The organism is Falsihalocynthiibacter sp. S25ZX9, from assembly GCF_041205405.1.
GTDB classification, from domain to species: Bacteria; Pseudomonadota; Alphaproteobacteria; order Rhodobacterales; family Rhodobacteraceae; genus Falsihalocynthiibacter; species Falsihalocynthiibacter arcticus.
The window spans coordinates 119,257-136,880 of record NZ_JBGFCD010000001.1 but is presented as its reverse complement, the minus strand read 5'-3'; the positions used below and the strand labels follow the sequence as shown (position 1 = coordinate 136,880).

Sequence of the window (17,624 nt, the reverse complement as noted above, 5' to 3'; positions counted from 1 at the left end):
TGCTCTCCCTTTTCGCAAATACCGCTTAGCCTTCGTCACGCCAACGGTTCACGATGGGGTAACGTCGATCCAACCAGAAAGCCCCCTTGGTGAGGCGCGTTCCCGGAGCGGATTGGAAGCGTTTATACTCGGAAATATACAGCAGGTGTTCGACTTTTTTAACCGTCTCGCGCGCATGACCTTGAGCCACAATTTCGGCGACAGAGAGGTCGTTGTCCACCAGCCCTGTTAAGATCGCATCGAGCACTTCATAGGGCGGCAAGCTGTCTTCGTCTTTTTGATCAGGTCGCAATTCCGCGCTTGGTGGCTTATCGATAATAGACACGGGAATGACCGCGCCTTTGGGCCCCATCATCCAGTCGCGATGCTGAGCGTTGCGCCAACGGCATTGCTCAAACACCCGCGTTTTATACATATCTTTTATGGGGTTATATCCGCCAGCCATATCGCCATAGATCGTTGCATAGCCAACGGCGACTTCGGATTTATTCCCCGTAGTCAAAAGCATTTCGCCAAATTTATTCGACATTGCCATCAACAAAAGCCCGCGCAAACGCGATTGGATATTCTCTTCGGCAAGACCCGCCTCAAAGCCTTGGAACAGCGGCGCTAAAGTCTCAGTTATGGCGGCACGACCTTGCGCGATGGGGACAAAATCATAATGGCAGCCCAGATTTTCAGCTGCTTCTTTGGCGTCATCAAGCGAGCCCTGCGACGTATATTCACTTGGCAACATGACACAGCGCACGTTCTGTGGACCAAGCGCATCTACGGCGATTGTCGCCACAATCGCACTGTCAATTCCTCCAGACATACCTAGCAAGATTTTCTTGAAACCGGTCTTGGCCATATAATCGCGCAACGACAGCACCATTGCATGATAATCCTGCTCCCATTCATCCGGATGCTCAGATACTTCGCCGTTCGCAACGCTCCACTTGCCATCGGTTTTCACAAAATCAATGTGGCGCATTTCTTCGGAAAACACGGGCATACGATCGACCAATTTGCCATGCGCATCGACGGTAAAAGAGCCACCGTCAAAGACCTGATCATCTTGGCCGCCGACCATGTTAAGATAGATTAACGGCGTACCCGTCGCCGCCACCCGCGCGCGCATGTGCTTTAGGCGTGTCGGAAACTTGTTGCGATAATAGGGCGATCCATTGGGCACGAGGGAAATTTGGGCCCCCTGCGCGGCCAAGCTTTCCGCAACACCCGCGTGCCAACTGTCTTCGCAAATCGGACTACCGATGGTTATCGGGCCAATTTTATAGGGCCTATTCTCGCGTGCGGGTTCAAAGATTCGCACTTCGTCGAACACTGTCTCGTTCGGCAGGTGACTCTTGAGGATCCGATGCGCAATTCTACCATGCTCGAGGATATAATAGGCGTTGAACAGATTCGTGCCGTCAAAATAAGGCCCGCCAATGCCAATCGCCGGACCCTCTGCGCAGCTTTCCGCCAAGCCCTCTATGGCCAGCATCGCATGCAGATAAAACGCAGGTTTCCGCACTAAGTCTTGGGTCTGATAGCCCACCGCGAACATCTCAGGCAGTGCCAGCATGTGCGCCTTAGCTTCACGGGCAATTTCCCATGCATCACGGGCTTTTTGAATGTTGGCGGCTATGGCCCCGACAGTTGGATTGAGTTGCGCGAGGGTCAAACGAAATGTCACGGGCCAGTCCTGCTTTTTGCGAGTAATAGAGGTTGTTTACCCCTGTGCGACCGCGAGGGAAAGACCCGCATCTGGCTTTCGGGTTAAGAGTGTTGCAAAACGCATTGCCCCCTGATGCAGCCTCGCCTAAGCTATCGCTTGGTAATCCTTTGGGATCACCAATGGAATATCCTGCCACCCAAGAGGATTAGCCGTGCCCTACGCGACAACCGTTAAAAAATTTCAGCCCATTTTTTCCGACATTTTCGGAGCGTCAACCGCCCTTCTCTGCGCGGCAGTCCTTGTTGTGGGCCTCGTCCCTGCACTTGCCTTTGGGCAGGAGGAAGCCGCTAAGGAATATTCAAATGGGGGTCTCTATGAGGGCACTTTCGTTGATGGAAAACAGCACGGTCGCGGACATTATACTCTTCCCAACGGGTATGTTTACGACGGAGAGTGGTTTGAGGGCGAAATCCGTGGTCTTGGGATTGCGCAATTCCCCGGTGGATCGGTTTACGAAGGCAATTTCTCTAAGGGCCGCCCAAATGGATTTGGCAAAATCACTTTTGCCGATGGCGGTACCTATGAGGGCGACTGGGTTGATGGCGAAATCACTGGTAATGGCGTGGTTGAATATGCCAACGGGGTGACCTTTCAGGGCGGTTTGAAAAACGCGTTGCACCACGGCGTCGGCACCATGCAAAGCCCCAACGGGTATGTTTACGCGGGCGAATGGCAAGACGGTGCGAAGCACGGCATGGGCAAAATCAACTACCCCGATGGTGCGATCTACGAGGGACTTCTTTCTGAAGGTCTGCGCGCGGGGCAAGGCACTCTCACGATGGCCGATGGGCTTGTCTATACGGGCACTTGGCAGAACGATCAATTTCACGGCGAAGGCGTTCTGACGCAAGCCAATGGCGATGTCTATACGGGTACATTTGTGGCCGGAGCGCGCGAGGGCGAAGGACGCGTAGCCTATGCGAACGGCGACGCGTTTGTGGGCACCTTTAAGGCGGATAATCGCGAAGGCCTTGGTACCTTTACGGGATCTGAGGGCTATCGTTACACGGGTGCGTGGCGTGCAGGGAAAATCGAGGGCAAGGGCGAAATTACGTATCCCGACGGATCTGTTTACACTGGCGGCTTTCTAGACGGCCTGCCGCATGGCAACGGAAGTATCAAGTATTCTGACGGTGGTTCCTATGACGGCGGTTGGAGCAAAGGTGTCATTCAAGGCGAGGGCCGCGCAGCCCAGTCAAATGGTCTAATCTATGAGGGCGGCTTTGTTGACGCACAATACGATGGGACCGGCAAAATGACTTACCCAAGCGGCTATGAATATATTGGCGGCTGGAAAGCGGGAAAACGCTCTGGTGATGGCACGGTCAAATACGCTGATGGCTCTGTTTATACAGGCGAATTTCTAGACAACAAACGCGCGGGTATTGGCGAAATCACGATGCCGGACGGATTTAAATACTTTGGGTCTTGGGCGGATGGCGTGATGCATGGCCAAGGCGTGACGACCTATGCCAACGGTGATGTGTACACGGGGAACTTTGCTAGCGGCAAACGCCACGGCAAGGGCACAATGGCCTTTGCTTCAGGACAAGAACAAGCGGGCGAATGGACGAACGGGGCCTTCACGCCAAAAGACGTTGCCCCCGCGACCGACACACCTACCGAGGCCCCCGCATCCGAATAAACGGTCTCCGGATATTTTTTCAGAATTACTCTTCCCTTTCGTCACTTGGCGGCTATGATCCCCCTATGAACGCAAACGCACATATTTCCATTATCGCAGACGCGCCCATTTTGGGCCGTGCGCTTGGACTCCGTGCCCTCCTCCTTCTTAGCTGCCTCTGAGCGTGCCTGTTTGGCGCGAACGCTCAGGGGAGGACACGCGCCATGCACCGAAGCGATACGCTTCTTTCCAGACAGCTAAGAACGACGAAAGATTTCACACATGACAGATAAATCCAAACAAGACCAAGTCTTGATTTTTGACACCACTTTGCGTGACGGCGAACAAAGCCCGGGCGCGACCATGACCAACACCGAAAAGTTGGAAATCGCTGAGATGCTCGACGATATGGGCGTAGACATCATTGAAGCGGGCTTCCCCATTGCGTCCGAAGGTGACTTCGCCGCCGTGAGCGAAATTTCACGTCTCGCCAAACAATCGGTAATTTGCGGCTTGGCACGCGCAAACTTCAAAGACATTGATCGTTGCTGGGAAGCCGTCAAACACGCGGCACGCCCCCGCATCCACACGTTTATCGGTACGTCACCCCTGCATCGCGCGATCCCGAACTTGAACAAAGACGAGATGGCCGAACGGATTCACGACACTGTCACCTATGCGCGCAACCTGTGTGACAATGTGCAATGGTCGCCGATGGATGCCACCCGCACCGAAGAGGACTACCTGTTCCGCGTAATAGAAATCGCGATCAAGGCAGGCGCAACAACGATCAACATTCCCGACACCGTCGGCTATACCGCCCCGCGCGAAAGTGCGGAAATCATCCGCCGTTTACTGGAAAATGTTCCAGGTGCGGATGAGGTCATTTTTGCCACGCATTGCCACAACGATCTTGGCATGGCGACGGCGAACTCTTTGGCGGCCGTCGAAGCAGGCGCGCGTCAAGTCGAGTGCACCATCAATGGACTGGGCGAACGCGCTGGGAATACTGCGTTAGAAGAAGTCGTGATGGCGCTCAAAGTCCGCAATGACATCATGCCCTATCAAACCCGCATCGATACCAAAAAGATCATGCAAATTTCGCGCCGCGTCGCCGCCGTTTCTGGCTTTGCTGTGCAATACAACAAAGCCATTGTTGGCAAGAACGCTTTCGCCCACGAGAGCGGCATCCACCAAGACGGCATGTTGAAAAACGCCGAAACCTTCGAGATCATGCGCCCCGAGGACGTGGGTTTGACCGAAACCAATCTTGTTATGGGCAAACACTCAGGCCGTGCCGCGTTGCGCTCGAAGTTGGCTGACCTCGGTTTTGAATTGGCCGACAATCAACTGAAGGACGTTTTCGTCCGGTTCAAGGAATTGGCGGATCGCAAGAAAGAAATCTTTGAGGATGACTTGATCGCCCTGATGCGCGACAGCGACGCCACAGAGCAGAATGACCGCATCAAGGTGAAATCCCTGCGTGTGGTTTGCGGCACAGAAGGCCCACAAGAAGCAGCCCTGACCCTCACAATCGACGGCGAAGATAAGGCAGTAACTGCCACTGGTGATGGTCCTGTTGACGCGTCGTTCAATGCGGTCAAAGCTCTGTTCCCTCATTCCGCGCATTTGCAACTGTACCAAGTGCATGCGGTGACCGAAGGCACGGATGCACAAGCAACTGTCTCTGTGCGGATGGAAGAGGATGGCCGGATTTCCACAGGCCAGTCTGCGGACACCGATACGGTCGTCGCGAGCGTCAAAGCTTATGTAAACGCGCTCAACCGTCTGATCGTTCGCCGCGAGAAATCCGTGCCGAACGAGGACGTGAAATCGGTTAACTACAAAGATCGCGCCTAAAATTAGTTCTAGCTTGGGGTACAGAAAGTCATTTTTCTGTACCCTTTTTCTATTAAACGAGATGAGAGAATTTGCGGATTGTTGGATATGTGAAATTTCACAGCATTTTGACGGCAATGTTAGGGCACAAATGTTGCAAATGTATAAGCGGCAAGAACCCGCCAAATGAACTATAATGCGCCCTTTACCCCATAAACCATGAACGCCTATAACAGGTAAGCCTTTTGAGTCCGCGACTCGCGGGCTGGAACGGACTCAATTTAGGACACAACTTCATGGCAGGTTTTTTCGGACTGTTTTCAACAGATATGGCAATCGACCTCGGCACAGCGAACACGCTTGTCTATGTCAAAGGCAAAGGCATTATTCTGAACGAACCCTCGGTTGTGGCCTATCACGTCAAAGACGGGCGCAAACAGGTTTTGGCCGTCGGAGAAGACGCAAAACTGATGCTTGGTCGCACCCCCGGAAGCATTGAGGCCATCCGCCCGATGCGCGAGGGTGTAATTGCCGATTTTGACGTTGCCGAAGAGATGATTAAACACTTCATCCGCAAGGTCCACCGGCGCACGATGTTTAGCAAACCCAAGATTATCGTCTGTGTGCCCCATGGTGCGACCCCTGTTGAAAAACGCGCCATTCGCCAATCTGTTTTGTCGGCAGGCGCGCGTCGTGCAGGCTTGATCGCGGAACCCATTGCTGCGGCCATTGGCGCGGGAATGCCCATCACGGATCCAACTGGCAACATGGTCGTCGATATCGGCGGCGGCACCACCGAGGTGGCCGTGCTTTCCTTGGGCGATATCGTCTATGCGCGTTCGGTACGCGTCGGTGGCGACCGTATGGACGAAGCGATCATCAACTACCTACGTCGCCAGCAGAACCTCCTGATCGGCGAAGCGACGGCAGAACGGATCAAAACCTCCATCGGTACGGCGCGGATGCCCGACGATGGGCGTGGGTTAAGCATGAAAATTCGGGGGCGTGACCTTTTGAATGGTGTGCCAAAAGAAATCGAAATCAACCAAGCGCAGGTCGCCGAAGCCCTCGCTGAGCCCGTGCAGCAAATCTGTGAAGCCGTGATGACCGCGCTTGAAGCAACCCCTCCAGATTTGGCGGCGGATATTGTGGATCGGGGCGTTATGCTTACAGGCGGCGGCGCGCTTTTGGGTGAGCTTGATCTAGCCTTGCGCGAGCAAACTGGCCTCGCGGTTTCGGTCGCAGACGAGAGTCTAAACTGTGTGGCTTTGGGAACGGGCAAAGCCCTAGAATACGAGAAGCAACTCCGCCACGTCATTGATTACGACAGCTAAATTCCCTTGGGGGGCACCGCTGTAATGGATAGAAATGCATCAGAAAACTACACCCGCCCGATCAGACGCATTCTGGTCGGAATTATGGTTGTATTGCTTCTGGTGCTCTTTCTGATTTGGCGGATCGACAACCCACGGATGGAACGATTTCGCGCTCAGTTTATTGACACAATGATTCCGAGCTTTTCGTGGGCAATGGCACCGGTTACAGCCGCGAGCAACATGATCGAGGATTTCCAAAGCTACACTAAAATATACGAGCAAAACCAAGAGTTGCGTCGAGAATTACAACAAATGAAAGCTTGGAAAGAAGCCGCGCTGCAACTGGAACAGAAGAATGCCCGCTTGCTTGATTTAAACAATGTGCGTCTTGATCCCAAATTGACCCACGTCACCGGCGTGGTTTTGGCCGACAGTGGCAGCCCGTTTCGCCAGTCGGTTTTGTTGAATGTTGGGTCGCGCGACGGGATTCATGATGGCTGGGCGACAATGGACGGCATTGGCCTTGTCGGGCGAATTTCTGGCGTCGGGAAGGACACATCGCGCGTCATTCTTTTGACCGATAGCAACAGCTCGATCCCCGTCACCATTCAACCCTCAGGGCAACGCGCCTTGCTCAATGGCGACAACTCAATCGCGCCGCTTTTGGAATTTGTCGAGAGCCCAGAGCTTGTCCGTCCGGGCGATCAAGTTGTCACTTCGGGCGATGGTAACGTTTTCCCAGCGGGGCTTTTGGTGGGGCAACTCGCGCTTGGCCCAGATCGACGCTTGCGAGTGCGACTCGCCGCTGACAATGAGCGGCTTGAGTTTTTGCGCGTCTTGCGCAGCGGTACAATCCATTCGTTGATGGAGAACGGCACGCTCATTTTGCCCAATGGAGAGGCGCTTCTACCTCCTCTCGTTGAGCAAGAACTTCCCCTGCCGGAGGTCGCGATCAGTGAGTGAGCATTCGGAAACTGGCAATTGGGTTTATGTGATCCTATATGTAGGAATTGCTGGAATTGCCCTATTCTCGCATCTGTTACCCCTTTCAACTGCCCCCTCAAGTTGGGCCGGACCTGATGTGATACTCTGTTTGACCTATGTTCTTGTAATGCGCCGACCGAAGACCATTCCGATTGGTCTTATCGCGGGTGTTTTTATCATTTTTGACCTCTTTCTTTTGCGCCCACCGGGGTTGCTGACGGCCTATGTTGTGATTGGGGCCGAATTTTTGCGCAGCCGTGCGCGCGTAAATAGCGAGTTGCCGTTTTTCGTCGAATGGGCGCTGGTTGCGAGTGTCGTTTGCGGGGTACTTTTGGGTTATCGGTTCACGTTGTTCATTGTCGCAATCGACCTCTCAACACTCGGTCTCAGCCTTCAACACTTAATCGGCACAGTGTTGCTGTATCCGGTTTTTACCGTCCTTTTGGGATGGCTCACCCTTCTTGGCACAACCGGTAAACTTGCGGAATCCAAAGGGAGGTCGTCATGAGGCGGCCTCCAAAAGATACAGAGGAAAGCGCGCGCAAAATCACGCGACGTGGCCTTATTCTGGGAGCGAGTCAGGTTGGTTTCATGGGGCTTTTGGTTCTGCGGATGCGGCAATTGCAAGTGGATCAAGCAGACCAGTTCCGCAACCTCGCAGAAGAAAACCGCGTCAACATGCACCTTTTGGCCCCCGCACGCGGGCTGATCTATGACCGCAACGGCAACGTCATTGCGCAAAACCAGCAAAACTATCGCGTGGTGGTGCGTAAGGAAGACAGCCGCGATTTGGATGTTGTGTTGGAACGGCTGTCCCATATCGTTGTCCTGACGCCCAGTGATATCGCGCGGATTGAAAAAGAGTTGCGCAATGCGGGGCCATCCGCGCCCGTGACAATCGCGGACCGCCTCTCGTGGGAAGCCTTCGCCAAAATCGCCGTGAACGCGCCCGCCTTACCGGGGATCACGCCCGAAGTTGGCCTCTCGCGCGCCTACCCCTATGGCGCGGATTTCGCCCATGTGGTGGGATATGTTGGCCCTGTGAGCGACTATGATTTGCAACGCATAGATGACGGAGATCCGTTGCTGCGCATCCCTCGGTTCCAGATCGGAAAATTTGGAACCGAAGCAAAAACCGAGAAAACCCTGCGCGGGTCGGCCGGCGTAAAACGTGTAGAGGTCAACGCAACGGGACGCATTATTCGGGAAATTGACCGCGAAGAGGGCCAAGCGGGCAAGGCGATTCAACTGACGTTGGACGCTGACCTTCAGAAGTATTGCTTAGCGCGAATGGAAGGGCTGAGTGCTTCGGCAATTGTGATCGATGTGGAGAATGGCGACGTGGTTGCCTGCGCTTCGGCACCGTCCTTTGATCCGAACCTGTTTGTAAAAGGGATCTCAGTGAAGGATTATTCAACCCTCACCCAAGACCCCTATCGCCCCCTCGCGAGTAAAACCGTACAAGACCGCTACCCTCCCGGATCGACCTTCAAAATGGTGACGGCTCTTGCCGCCCTAGAGGCAGGCGTCATCACTCCTCAAGAAACGATCCGCTGTCGAGGCTATGTTGAAGTTGGCGGGCGTCGGTTTCACTGTTGGAAACGCGCAGGGCACGGGAATGTGAATCTTCACAACTCCCTAAAAATGTCCTGTGACGTGTATTACTACGAAGTCGCACAGCGTGTCGGGATCGACAACATTGCCGCAATGGCACGTCGTCTTGGGTACGGCACAAAATTTGACATCCCAATGTCAGCGGTTTCGGCTGGTGTGGCACCGGACAAAGCGTGGAAACGCGAGGAACTTGGCAAAGAGTGGGTCATTGGCGACAGTTTGAACGTCTCGATCGGACAGGGCCTCGTCCTTGCCACCCCGCTTCAAGTGGCCGTCATGTCAGCACGTTTGGCCACCGGAAAATCCGTAGAACCTCGGATGATTGCATCGCTGGATGGGATCAAACAACCCGAACTTGGCGGCACGGATATGGGGATCAATGAAAACCATTTGCGGGCGGTACGAAAAGCCATGTTCGCCGTTTCAAACGAATCCGGCGGCACGGGGTATGGGTCGCGTATTGTCGAGGATTCCATGCGCATCGCGGGGAAATCTGGCACGTCCCAGTCGGGAAACAGTATTGTGCGCAATGCCGATGTCGAGTGGGACAAACGCGACCACGCGTTATTTACGGGGTTCGCCCCATATGAATCACCGAAATACGCGATTTCGGTTGTGGTTGAACACGGTGGCGGCGGGTCGTCAACGGCTGCTCCGATCCTGCGTGACATTGCGTTGCAGGCCCTCTATGGCGGCACGCCCCCGCTCGAAGCCTATCCGAGCAACGACCGCGCCACCATCCGAACCCAACAACTTCGCATCCAAGCCCTCGACCCCAGCCAAGTCGAAGCTGAGCAAGATCCAGTATGAGTTATCTTGAGTATAACGTCAAAACGACGCCACGGGGTTTTCGCAAAATCCTCTATTTCAATTGGCCTCTTTTGCTGCTGCTAGCTACGGTGTGCTGTGTCGGATTTATGATGCTTTATTCGGTAGCTGGTGGCTCCATGCTCCCATGGGCCGAGCCGCAGATAAAGCGGTTTGGCCTTGGTATCGTGCTTATGTTCGCCATCGCGATGACGCCGATTTGGTTTTGGCGCAACATCGCGACGGTGGCCTATATTGGTACGCTTGTTTTGCTAGTTGTGGTGGATTTAATCGGCGATGAAAGCAAAGGATCGCAACGCTGGATTGACCTAGGTTTCATGCGCCTGCAACCATCCGAATTGATGAAAATCTCCCTCGTGATGCTGCTCGCCGCCTACTATGACTGGCTAGATATTAAGAAAACCTCACATCCCTTGTGGGTGCTATTCCCGCTCTTAGTAATCGCAGTCCCAACGGCTTTGGTATTGCGACAACCCGACTTGGGCACGTCGATCCTACTGGTCACAGGTGGGGCAATCGTGATGTTTTTGGCGGGGGTCAGCTGGTGGTATTTCGGCGCGGTTATCGCCCTTGTTGTGGGCGCAGTCACCGCAGTTTTTCAGGTGCGCGGAACGCCTTGGCAATTCCTTAAGGACTATCAATACCGTCGGATTGACACGTTTATCGACCCGTCATTTGACCCCTCTGGTGCGGGATATCACATCACACAATCCAAAATAGCTTTTGGGTCGGGGGGATGGACGGGGCGTGGCTTTATGCAGGGCACCCAAAGCCGCCTAAACTTCCTCCCCGAAAAGCACACAGATTTCATATTCACGACTCTCGCCGAGGAATTCGGCTTTATTGGCGGTTTTTCCCTCCTTAGTATCTATTTGCTCATCATTATGTTTTGCATGGTGTCGGCCTTCCAAAACAAAGACCGTTTTGCATCGCTGCTCACCCTCGGAATTTCAGCCGCCTTCTTTCTGTATTTTGCTGTGAATATGTCGATGGTAATGGGCCTTGCCCCTGTGGTCGGCGTCCCCCTGCCCTTGGTTTCCTACGGCGGGTCTGCGATGATCGTTTTGCTCGCCGCATTTGGCCTCGTCCAAAGCGCCCACATCCACCGTCCAAGATAGGATTTCCCATGATTAATGTACTCTTTTCCGCGAAACCTGAGCGGTGGGGTTTTTATAAGGACGCCCTTAAGTCAAGCTTCCAGAAAGCTGGTTTGGATGTGGATTTACGCTGCGAATTTGAAGACCCCGCGAGTGTGGACTATCTGGTTTTTGCGCCCAATGGTCCGGTTTCGGATTTCACCCCGTTCACGGGTGCGAAAGCCGTCCTAAACCTCTGGGCTGGAGTAGAGAATCTGACGGGAAATCCTACCCTCAACATCCCGCTGGCCCGCATGGTTGACACCGGCCTTACCGAAGGTATGCGCGAGTATGTTTGCGGGCATGTGCTGCGTCACCATCTCGGAATGGATACCTATATTCAGGCTAAACCTTTGGACTGGAGACAAAGTGTTCCACCTTTGGCGCGGAATCGAACTGTTGGAATTTTGGGGCTTGGTGCGCTTGGCCAAGATTGTGCGCGAAGCCTTGCCGCGCTAAATTTCAATGTATTGGGCTGGAGTCGCCGCCCCAAGGACATTGACGGAATTACCAGTTTTTCGGGGGACGCGGGCTTAAAAGCCTTGCTCTCAGAGGCTGAAATTCTAGTCCTTCTCTTGCCGCACACCCCGCAAACTGAAAAAATAGTCAATGCCGACGCTCTGGCGCTTTTGCCAAAAGGAGCGGTCATTATTAATCCGGGTCGCGGCGCACTAATTGATGACAACGCGCTGTTAAGCGCCCTCAAAAACGGCCACATCTCACATGCGACGCTTGATGTGTTTTGGGTTGAGCCGCTGCCCTCGGACCACCCCTATTGGGCGCATCCAAACGTCACCATCACCCCCCATATCGCCTCGGAAACCCGCGCCGATACCGCAAGTGAAATCATCGCCGACAACATCAAACGTGGCGAGGCGGGGCAAGAGTTTCTCTTCCTTGTAGACCGCATCGCGGGCTACTAACGCAGAATTGGCGGCTTGCTAGGGTCGGACCCTGGGGCCGCGATTTCAACAGCTTCGGCCCGTTCGGGTTGTGGCAGATCAAAGCTCAAGGCGACCCGCAACAAAGGCGCCGTCAACTCGTCGTCACGCCCCACAAACACGACATCCAACTCCCCCGCCTCAATGCCAGAGAAGGTCAGGGCTTCGCTCACGGCATTCGCCAGCGCTTCTTCGGCCCCTAGCTTTGCGTCTAAAAACGCCAAAAGATGCCCGCGCCGCCCTGATTTATATGTCACTGCGGCCAAATGCGCGGAGGTCGCAAGGCCAACGGCAGAGGGAAGTTTTCGATCTAACGCGCCGAGCAACACATCCGGCAAACCTTTGGGCGGGTTAAGCTCTTGCGGCACGTCCTCAACCTCTTCTGGCTTGTGATCGAGCGTTTGCAAAAGCCAGCCAAGTGCCTCTGAATCTAGAAGGTTTTCGCCCCCCTCAACCCCCAGATTAACGCCAAGCCCGATCCCCTGCTCCACAACCATATGCGCGATGATCCGCCCCGAGAGCGCCACATAGGGAGCCGCGTGTCCGGTGAAATCTACCAGACGTTCCTCACGATCAAAGGCCAAAACAAAACGCCCCTCCTCGGTTTCAAACAGCTCAGGTGAGATTTTGTCTGCATCCGCTTCCCTTTCAAGCAATAGGAACAACTCACTATCAGCAAGGCGCTCAAAATACGGCAACCGCGCGGTATCGCTTTCGGGGGTGGACAGCATAGCGGCATAGGCCACGTCGAGGGGAGTCTCAGTTTTCATTTAGCACCTCATGAACACGCGCGCGCAGGGCCGGAAGAAGGTCAGCCTCAAACCACGGGTTTTTCTTGATCCAGCCAGTATTGCGCCACGACGGATGTGGCAAGGGAAACACGTGCGGCGCATGACTGCGCCAATCTTGAACTGTCGCCGAGACGCTCGCGCCATTTGCGGCCCCAAGGTGGTATTTATTGGCGTAACCACCCACCAAAAGAGTTAATCGGGGCGATAAATGTTGCAAAATGTCAAGATGCCACGTTTTGCGACACACGGCAGGCGGTGGAAGATCGCTCCCTTTTTGGTCATACCCCGGAAAGCAAAACGCCATAGGGAGGATGGAAACTTGCGTGCGGTCATAAAACATTTCGCGTTCCACCCCCATCCAGTCTCGCAAGCGTTCGCCCGAGGGATCATCAAATGGGATACCGCTTTTATAAACCCGTGCTCCTGGTGCTTGGCCGGCAATCAAAATCGGGGCGCGACCATTCAACCAAATAATTGGACGTGGTTTATGGGCTGTTGAGGTTTGCGAAAAGCGCTCCTCGCACAGTACACAGCCTCGGATATTGCGGTCTAAATCTTGGAGGGTGCCGGTCATACGTTAGTTTTTCCCAATTTATGCGCGGCTTCAAGGGGCTTGACTCACTTCTATATTTCTACAATTATAGAAATATGAAAACAACTAATGCAAATCCCGATTCTCCGCTCGATATTAACGTGGCCGCCTCAAGTTTTGCGGCCCTTGGAAGCGAGCAACGCCTTGAAGTTTTGCGCTGTTTGGTGCGCGCAGGACCGGAAGGCGCAGCGATTGGAACCTTGGGCGAACGCAGTGGCGTAACGGGCTCCACCCTAACGCACCACCTGAAAATCCTCACCCAAGCGGGCCTTGTAACGCAGGAGAAAAAGGGGCGCAGCACCATTTGTGCTGCTGCGGCCTATTCCGAGATGCAAAAGCTTGCCGACTATCTCTTGCGCGAATGTTGCGCCGATTGCCCCTCAACAGACCACGAGCACAGCCATGACTGAAACAACACACACCCATTCGCATACACCTTCCCCAAATGCGCCCCTCTGGAAACGCCTCGACATGGCGTGGGTGGCGATCCTCATCATCCCATTGCTCGTCGCTCTGTTCGATCCTGCACAATTTTTCCCGACTCTGAGCTTTGCCGGGTCTGCCATCCTTCACACGGGCGTTTTTATCGTTTTTGCTGTGCTGATGGTGGGATATCTCAAGGCCTCTGGCGCCGAAGCCCTGTTGGCGCGAGCCTTTGAAGGGCGCGAAGTTCGGATGATCTTTATGGCGGCGGCCCTTGGGGGCTTATCACCGTTTTGTTCCTGCGAAGTCATTCCTTTTATAGCAGCCCTTTTGGCGCTCGGCGCACCTCTTTCGGCGGTTATGGCCTTTTGGCTGGCCTCTCCCTTGATGGATCCCGCCATGTTTTTGGTCACAGCGGGCACCCTTGGATGGGAGTTTGCCTTTGCTAAAGGGATCGCCGCCATCGGCCTTGGGATCATGGGCGGCTTCACCGTAAAACTCTTTGCCAAAAGTGCCGTATTCGAAAATCCCTTGCGCAAAGCGGTCCAATCTTCGGGCTGTGGTTGTGGCCCCTCTCCTTTTGATGGCAAGCCCGTTTGGAAATTCTGGAAAGAAGCCCCAAGACGGGCAGCATTTCGCCAGACCGTGGTCGAAAATGCGCTATTTTTGGGGAAATGGTTGTTGCTTGCGTATTTGATCGAAGCCCTGATGTTGAGCTATGTTCCGGCTGAAACCATCGCGAGTTTCCTTGGTGGCGAAGGTCTCAAACCCATCGCGCTCGGCGCTTTGATCGGAGCACCAGCTTATCTCAACGGTTTCGCCGCCGTGCCCCTCATCCACGCGCTTTTGGAACAAGGCATGAGCAACGGCGCGGCCATGTCCTTTGCGATCGCTGGCGGGGTAAGCTGCATCCCTGCGGCCCTCGCCGTCTGGGCCTTAGTCAAGCCGCGCGTGTTTGTGGCCTATCTCGGGATCGCCATGACAGGCGCGTTTGCAGCAGGGATTGTTTGGAATAGTGTCGCTTGATTATAGCCTCCGAGTTGCGCTCAACGCACTGGCGGTTAAACGCAGACAAACTAAGCTCAAGGAAATCAAACAGTAGAGGAGAATTCACGCTGTCAGGACATCATCATCATATTGACCCCAACTCTGGGAATACGCGGATTTTCTGGGCCATTACCGTCAATATTCTGCTGACAGTCGTGCAGATTATCGGTGGCATTTTGTCTGGTAGTTTGGCGTTGATTGCAGATGCAATTCACAATATGTCGGATGCACTCTCGCTTATTCTCGCTTTTGTGGCACGCAAGATCGCACAAAGGCCCGCCGACGACACGATGACGTTTGGCTATGGCCGTGCGGAAATTGTGGCAGCTTTGATCAACTACACGACCCTCATCCTGCTCGGATTATATCTGACCTATGAGGCTGTGGTGCGGCTTTTCAATCCTGCCAGCGTTGACGGGTGGCTGGTAGTTGTCATCGCGTTTTTTGCGCTTTTAGTTGATGCTGCCACCGCGCTTCTGACCTACGCGTTGTCAAAACAAAGTATGAATATTCGCGCGGCGTTCCTCCACAATGTCGCTGATGCCCTTGGATCCGTTGCGGTCATCATCGCGGGCACCGTGATCATATTGTATGATTGGCGGCTGATTGACCCGCTTATTACGCTGGTAATTGCGGGCTATATTCTTTGGCAATCTGTGACTGAAATCGGCGGCGCTGTGCGTATCTTGATGCTCGGCAGCCCACCTGACCTTGATACGCGCGCAATATTAAAAGCCATACGCGCGGTATCGGGCGTGGAGGACGTGCATCATCTGCATCTGTGGCAAATGCAGGAACACGAGTCAGCTGTGGACGCGCATATTGTGATTAAGGCTGGCGTCTGGAACGAAGCAGACCGCGTGAAACTTGCAGTTAAGGACGCTTTGCGCGACGGGTTTGGACTGTCCCACATCACACTTGAATTGGAATGTCATGTCCATGCCTGCAAAGACCCTCAAGAAGTTGGGCACATTGTTGCAAATTGAATTGGGTTGATTGAAATCAAAGTCAATTCGTATCGGGTTCAATACGCTTCCTCCATGATGGCGGACTTTCTCGGTGTCTTTTTTTGGGGTCTAATGAATGCGTGATGTCTTGATCTGGCTGAACGACCAGCTACTGCGCATGCAATGGCTTTCGGATTTGGTCACGTTACTGGTGCGCGAAGGTTTTGGCCTAAATCCCGCGAGCCAGATAGGGGGAAGCGTTCACTTCTTCATCTACGATGTTATTAAAATATTCATTCTGCTCTCGGTTCTGATCTTCAGCATTTCCTACGTGCAAAGCTATTTTCCACCGGAACGCACCCGCCGCATTCTTGGGCAGCGGCAAGGTCTTGGGGCCAATGTTATGGCGGCTTTGCTTGGAACCATCACGCCATTTTGCTCCTGTTCCTCCATCCCGCTTTTTATTGGTTTTACGAGCGCGGGCCTGCCGCTAGCGGTAACTTTCTCGTTTCTGATTTCCTCGCCACTGGTCGATCTGGCCTCGGTGATACTCCTAGCCAGTATTTTCAACTGGAGTATCGCATTGGCTTATGTAGCGATTGGGTTGGTACTGGCCGTTCTTGGTGGAACTTTGATTGGCTATCTCAAGCTGGAAAATCAGGTTGAGGCCTTTGTCTATCAAAGCCCCGTCAGCGACCATGATAACAACGGCACAATAAGCCGACGTGAACGACTGCGCTACGCCGCGGATCAAGTTATCGAAATTGTGCACCGTGTTTGGATCTATGTTTTGATCGGCGTCGGTATCGGCGCGGCCATCCACAACTGGATTCCGGAAACCTTCATTTCAGCCCTGCTAGGGCAGGATAAGTGGTGGTCGGTTTTGGTCGCGACGCTCGCTGGCATTCCGATGTACGCCGATATTTTTGGCACGCTGCCCATCGCGGAAGCCTTGGTGCAAAAGGGCGTTGGGTTGGGCACAGCGCTGACTTTCATGATGGCCGTTACAGCGCTGTCTTTACCGTCGATGATCATGCTTAAACGGGTAGTAAAACTGCCCCTGATGGCAGTGTTTGTCGGCATCGTCACCGTGGGGATTGTCCTGATCGGCTATATTTTCAATGCGACCGCACATCTATTCGTCTAAAAAGGGAGAGAAGAATGATCATCAAAATTTTGGGATCTGGCTGCAAAAAATGCGTGGCCTTGGCGGAGAATACCAAGACGGCTTTACAATCGGCCGCCTTGGATGCGGACATTGAGAAAGTGACCGATATTGTCGCCATCGCCAGTTATGGAATCATGTCCACACCTGGCCTCGTGATCGACGAAAAAGTCGTCTCAAGTGGGCGTGTTCTGAGCGCCTCTGAAATTGGGGCGTTGCTCAAGAGTATCTTAGATATTCAATCTAAAAACGACGACTGAACGAGTGCGCTTAGACGACATGTAAAACTGGGAGATTTTCCACGCCCCTTGGGGTTCGAATATATTCGTCAAATCGGGCCGCAGAGTGCTTCAAACTCAACTTTCAGGGTAGCTATTGAACCTGGAAATCGGTTCCACGGAATTGGCAGGCACGCACCAGAACTCGACGGCCTTATCGAACTCTGCCGCGTAGAACGCCGAACTCTCGGGTCCGGAAGGGTCCCCGTCGAAGCGCCCAAAACGGCGTGCGCAATCGAAAAAGCCAGGCGCGGGCAACCCATCCCTCGCTTTGCTAACCACGAGGGCAGCGATCAACGGGCGCGCAGCAGCGACATCCTCCTCTATCAGGCACTCTAACGCGACTGTAAGTTGATGGATCGTATTTGGCGGCGAGAGG

General features: G+C 53.9%; 16 protein-coding genes. 13 read left to right on the top strand and 3 right to left on the bottom strand.

The features are described 5' to 3' along the window. Positions 1-25: 25 nt before the first annotated feature. Positions 26-1,678 carry an NAD+ synthase gene (locus tag AB9F29_RS00625; RefSeq protein WP_369754246.1) on the bottom strand — a complete coding sequence of 551 codons (1,653 nt, stop codon included), beginning with the start codon at positions 1,676-1,678 and terminating at the stop codon, positions 26-28. A gap of 286 nt (positions 1,679-1,964) precedes the next feature. Between AB9F29_RS00625 and AB9F29_RS00620 the strand changes: the two genes are divergently transcribed. From AB9F29_RS00620 to AB9F29_RS00585, 8 genes are all read left to right on the top strand, one after another. After that, complete coding sequence (locus AB9F29_RS00620; protein WP_369754412.1) at positions 1,965-3,365, top strand: MORN repeat-containing protein; 1,401 nt, start codon at positions 1,965-1,967, stop codon at positions 3,363-3,365. 261 nt (positions 3,366-3,626) lie between these two features. Further along, entirely contained in the window at positions 3,627-5,204 is a 1,578-nt protein-coding gene (locus tag AB9F29_RS00615) for a 2-isopropylmalate synthase (protein ID WP_369754245.1), read from the top strand. Positions 5,205-5,479: 275 nt separating this feature from the next. Continuing rightward, complete coding sequence (locus AB9F29_RS00610) at positions 5,480-6,517, top strand: rod shape-determining protein (RefSeq protein ID WP_039004465.1); 1,038 nt, start codon at positions 5,480-5,482, stop codon at positions 6,515-6,517. 24 nt (positions 6,518-6,541) lie between these two features. Further along, positions 6,542-7,462 carry a rod shape-determining protein MreC gene (mreC, locus tag AB9F29_RS00605; RefSeq protein WP_369754244.1) on the top strand — a complete coding sequence of 307 codons (921 nt, stop codon included), beginning with the start codon at positions 6,542-6,544 and terminating at the stop codon, positions 7,460-7,462. Then, complete coding sequence (locus tag AB9F29_RS00600; protein ID WP_369754243.1) at positions 7,455-7,991, top strand: rod shape-determining protein MreD; 537 nt, start codon at positions 7,455-7,457, stop codon at positions 7,989-7,991. Before mreC ends, AB9F29_RS00600 begins: the two co-directional genes overlap by 8 nt. Further along, the gene (gene mrdA / locus AB9F29_RS00595; RefSeq protein WP_369754242.1) at positions 7,988-9,907 is read left to right on the top strand and encodes a penicillin-binding protein 2; all 1,920 of its coding nucleotides are present in this window, start codon (positions 7,988-7,990) and stop codon (positions 9,905-9,907) included. The genes AB9F29_RS00600 and mrdA overlap by 4 nt, the downstream gene beginning before the upstream one ends. Next, positions 9,904-11,043: a rod shape-determining protein RodA gene (gene rodA / locus AB9F29_RS00590; protein ID WP_369754241.1), complete on the top strand. Its 1,140-nt coding sequence runs from the start codon at positions 9,904-9,906 to the stop codon at positions 11,041-11,043. Before mrdA ends, rodA begins: the two co-directional genes overlap by 4 nt. A gap of 8 nt (positions 11,044-11,051) precedes the next feature. Next, on the top strand, positions 11,052-11,984 hold the full coding sequence (locus AB9F29_RS00585; RefSeq protein WP_369754240.1) for a 2-hydroxyacid dehydrogenase: 933 nt from the start codon (positions 11,052-11,054) through the stop codon (positions 11,982-11,984). Here the strand turns inward: AB9F29_RS00585 and AB9F29_RS00580 are convergent. Beyond that, entirely contained in the window at positions 11,981-12,772 is a 792-nt protein-coding gene (locus tag AB9F29_RS00580) for an SseB family protein (protein WP_335585662.1), read from the bottom strand. The genes AB9F29_RS00585 and AB9F29_RS00580 overlap by 4 nt on opposite strands. Next, the gene (locus AB9F29_RS00575) at positions 12,762-13,367 is read right to left on the bottom strand and encodes a uracil-DNA glycosylase family protein (protein WP_369754239.1); all 606 of its coding nucleotides are present in this window, start codon (positions 13,365-13,367) and stop codon (positions 12,762-12,764) included. The genes AB9F29_RS00580 and AB9F29_RS00575 overlap by 11 nt, the downstream gene beginning before the upstream one ends. Before the next feature lie 74 nt (positions 13,368-13,441). Between AB9F29_RS00575 and AB9F29_RS00570 the strand changes: the two genes are divergently transcribed. The 5 genes from AB9F29_RS00570 (at position 13,442) to AB9F29_RS00550 (ending at position 17,227) form a co-directional block, all read left to right on the top strand. After that, positions 13,442-13,795: an ArsR/SmtB family transcription factor gene (locus AB9F29_RS00570; protein WP_369754238.1), complete on the top strand. Its 354-nt coding sequence runs from the start codon at positions 13,442-13,444 to the stop codon at positions 13,793-13,795. Then, positions 13,788-14,834: a permease gene (locus tag AB9F29_RS00565; protein ID WP_369754237.1), complete on the top strand. Its 1,047-nt coding sequence runs from the start codon at positions 13,788-13,790 to the stop codon at positions 14,832-14,834. Before AB9F29_RS00570 ends, AB9F29_RS00565 begins: the two co-directional genes overlap by 8 nt. 89 nt (positions 14,835-14,923) lie before the next feature. After that, the gene (locus AB9F29_RS00560) at positions 14,924-15,841 is read left to right on the top strand and encodes a cation diffusion facilitator family transporter (protein ID WP_369754411.1); all 918 of its coding nucleotides are present in this window, start codon (positions 14,924-14,926) and stop codon (positions 15,839-15,841) included. 97 nt (positions 15,842-15,938) lie between these two features. Next, a complete protein-coding gene (locus AB9F29_RS00555; protein ID WP_369754236.1) occupies positions 15,939-16,949 on the top strand; it encodes a permease in 1,011 nt (336 codons plus the stop codon). A 14-nt stretch (positions 16,950-16,963) separates the two neighbouring features. After that, positions 16,964-17,227 (top strand): thioredoxin family protein, encoded by a 264-nt coding sequence (locus AB9F29_RS00550; RefSeq protein WP_369754235.1) that lies wholly within the window; start codon positions 16,964-16,966, stop codon positions 17,225-17,227. Positions 17,228-17,624 lie beyond the last annotated feature (397 nt).

What these genes read in the sequence shown, in the direction of transcription:
- AB9F29_RS00615 (WP_369754245.1), top strand. Translation starts at nt 3,627, where the DNA reads ATGACAGATAAATCCAAACAAGACCAAGTCTTGATTTTTGACACCACT.
- AB9F29_RS00610 (WP_039004465.1), top strand. Translation starts at nt 5,480, where the DNA reads ATGGCAGGTTTTTTCGGACTGTTTTCAACAGATATGGCAATCGACCTC.
- mreC (WP_369754244.1), top strand. Translation starts at nt 6,542, where the DNA reads ATGGATAGAAATGCATCAGAAAACTACACCCGCCCGATCAGACGCATT.
- mrdA (WP_369754242.1), top strand. Translation starts at nt 7,988, where the DNA reads ATGAGGCGGCCTCCAAAAGATACAGAGGAAAGCGCGCGCAAAATCACG.
- rodA (WP_369754241.1), top strand. Translation starts at nt 9,904, where the DNA reads ATGAGTTATCTTGAGTATAACGTCAAAACGACGCCACGGGGTTTTCGC.
- AB9F29_RS00585 (WP_369754240.1), top strand. Translation starts at nt 11,052, where the DNA reads ATGATTAATGTACTCTTTTCCGCGAAACCTGAGCGGTGGGGTTTTTAT.
- AB9F29_RS00580 (WP_335585662.1), bottom strand. Translation starts at nt 12,772, where the DNA reads ATGAAAACTGAGACTCCCCTCGACGTGGCCTATGCCGCTATGCTGTCC.
- AB9F29_RS00575 (WP_369754239.1), bottom strand. Translation starts at nt 13,367, where the DNA reads ATGACCGGCACCCTCCAAGATTTAGACCGCAATATCCGAGGCTGTGTA.
- AB9F29_RS00570 (WP_369754238.1), top strand. Translation starts at nt 13,442, where the DNA reads ATGAAAACAACTAATGCAAATCCCGATTCTCCGCTCGATATTAACGTG.
- AB9F29_RS00565 (WP_369754237.1), top strand. Translation starts at nt 13,788, where the DNA reads ATGACTGAAACAACACACACCCATTCGCATACACCTTCCCCAAATGCG.
- AB9F29_RS00555 (WP_369754236.1), top strand. Translation starts at nt 15,939, where the DNA reads ATGCGTGATGTCTTGATCTGGCTGAACGACCAGCTACTGCGCATGCAA.
- AB9F29_RS00550 (WP_369754235.1), top strand. Translation starts at nt 16,964, where the DNA reads ATGATCATCAAAATTTTGGGATCTGGCTGCAAAAAATGCGTGGCCTTG.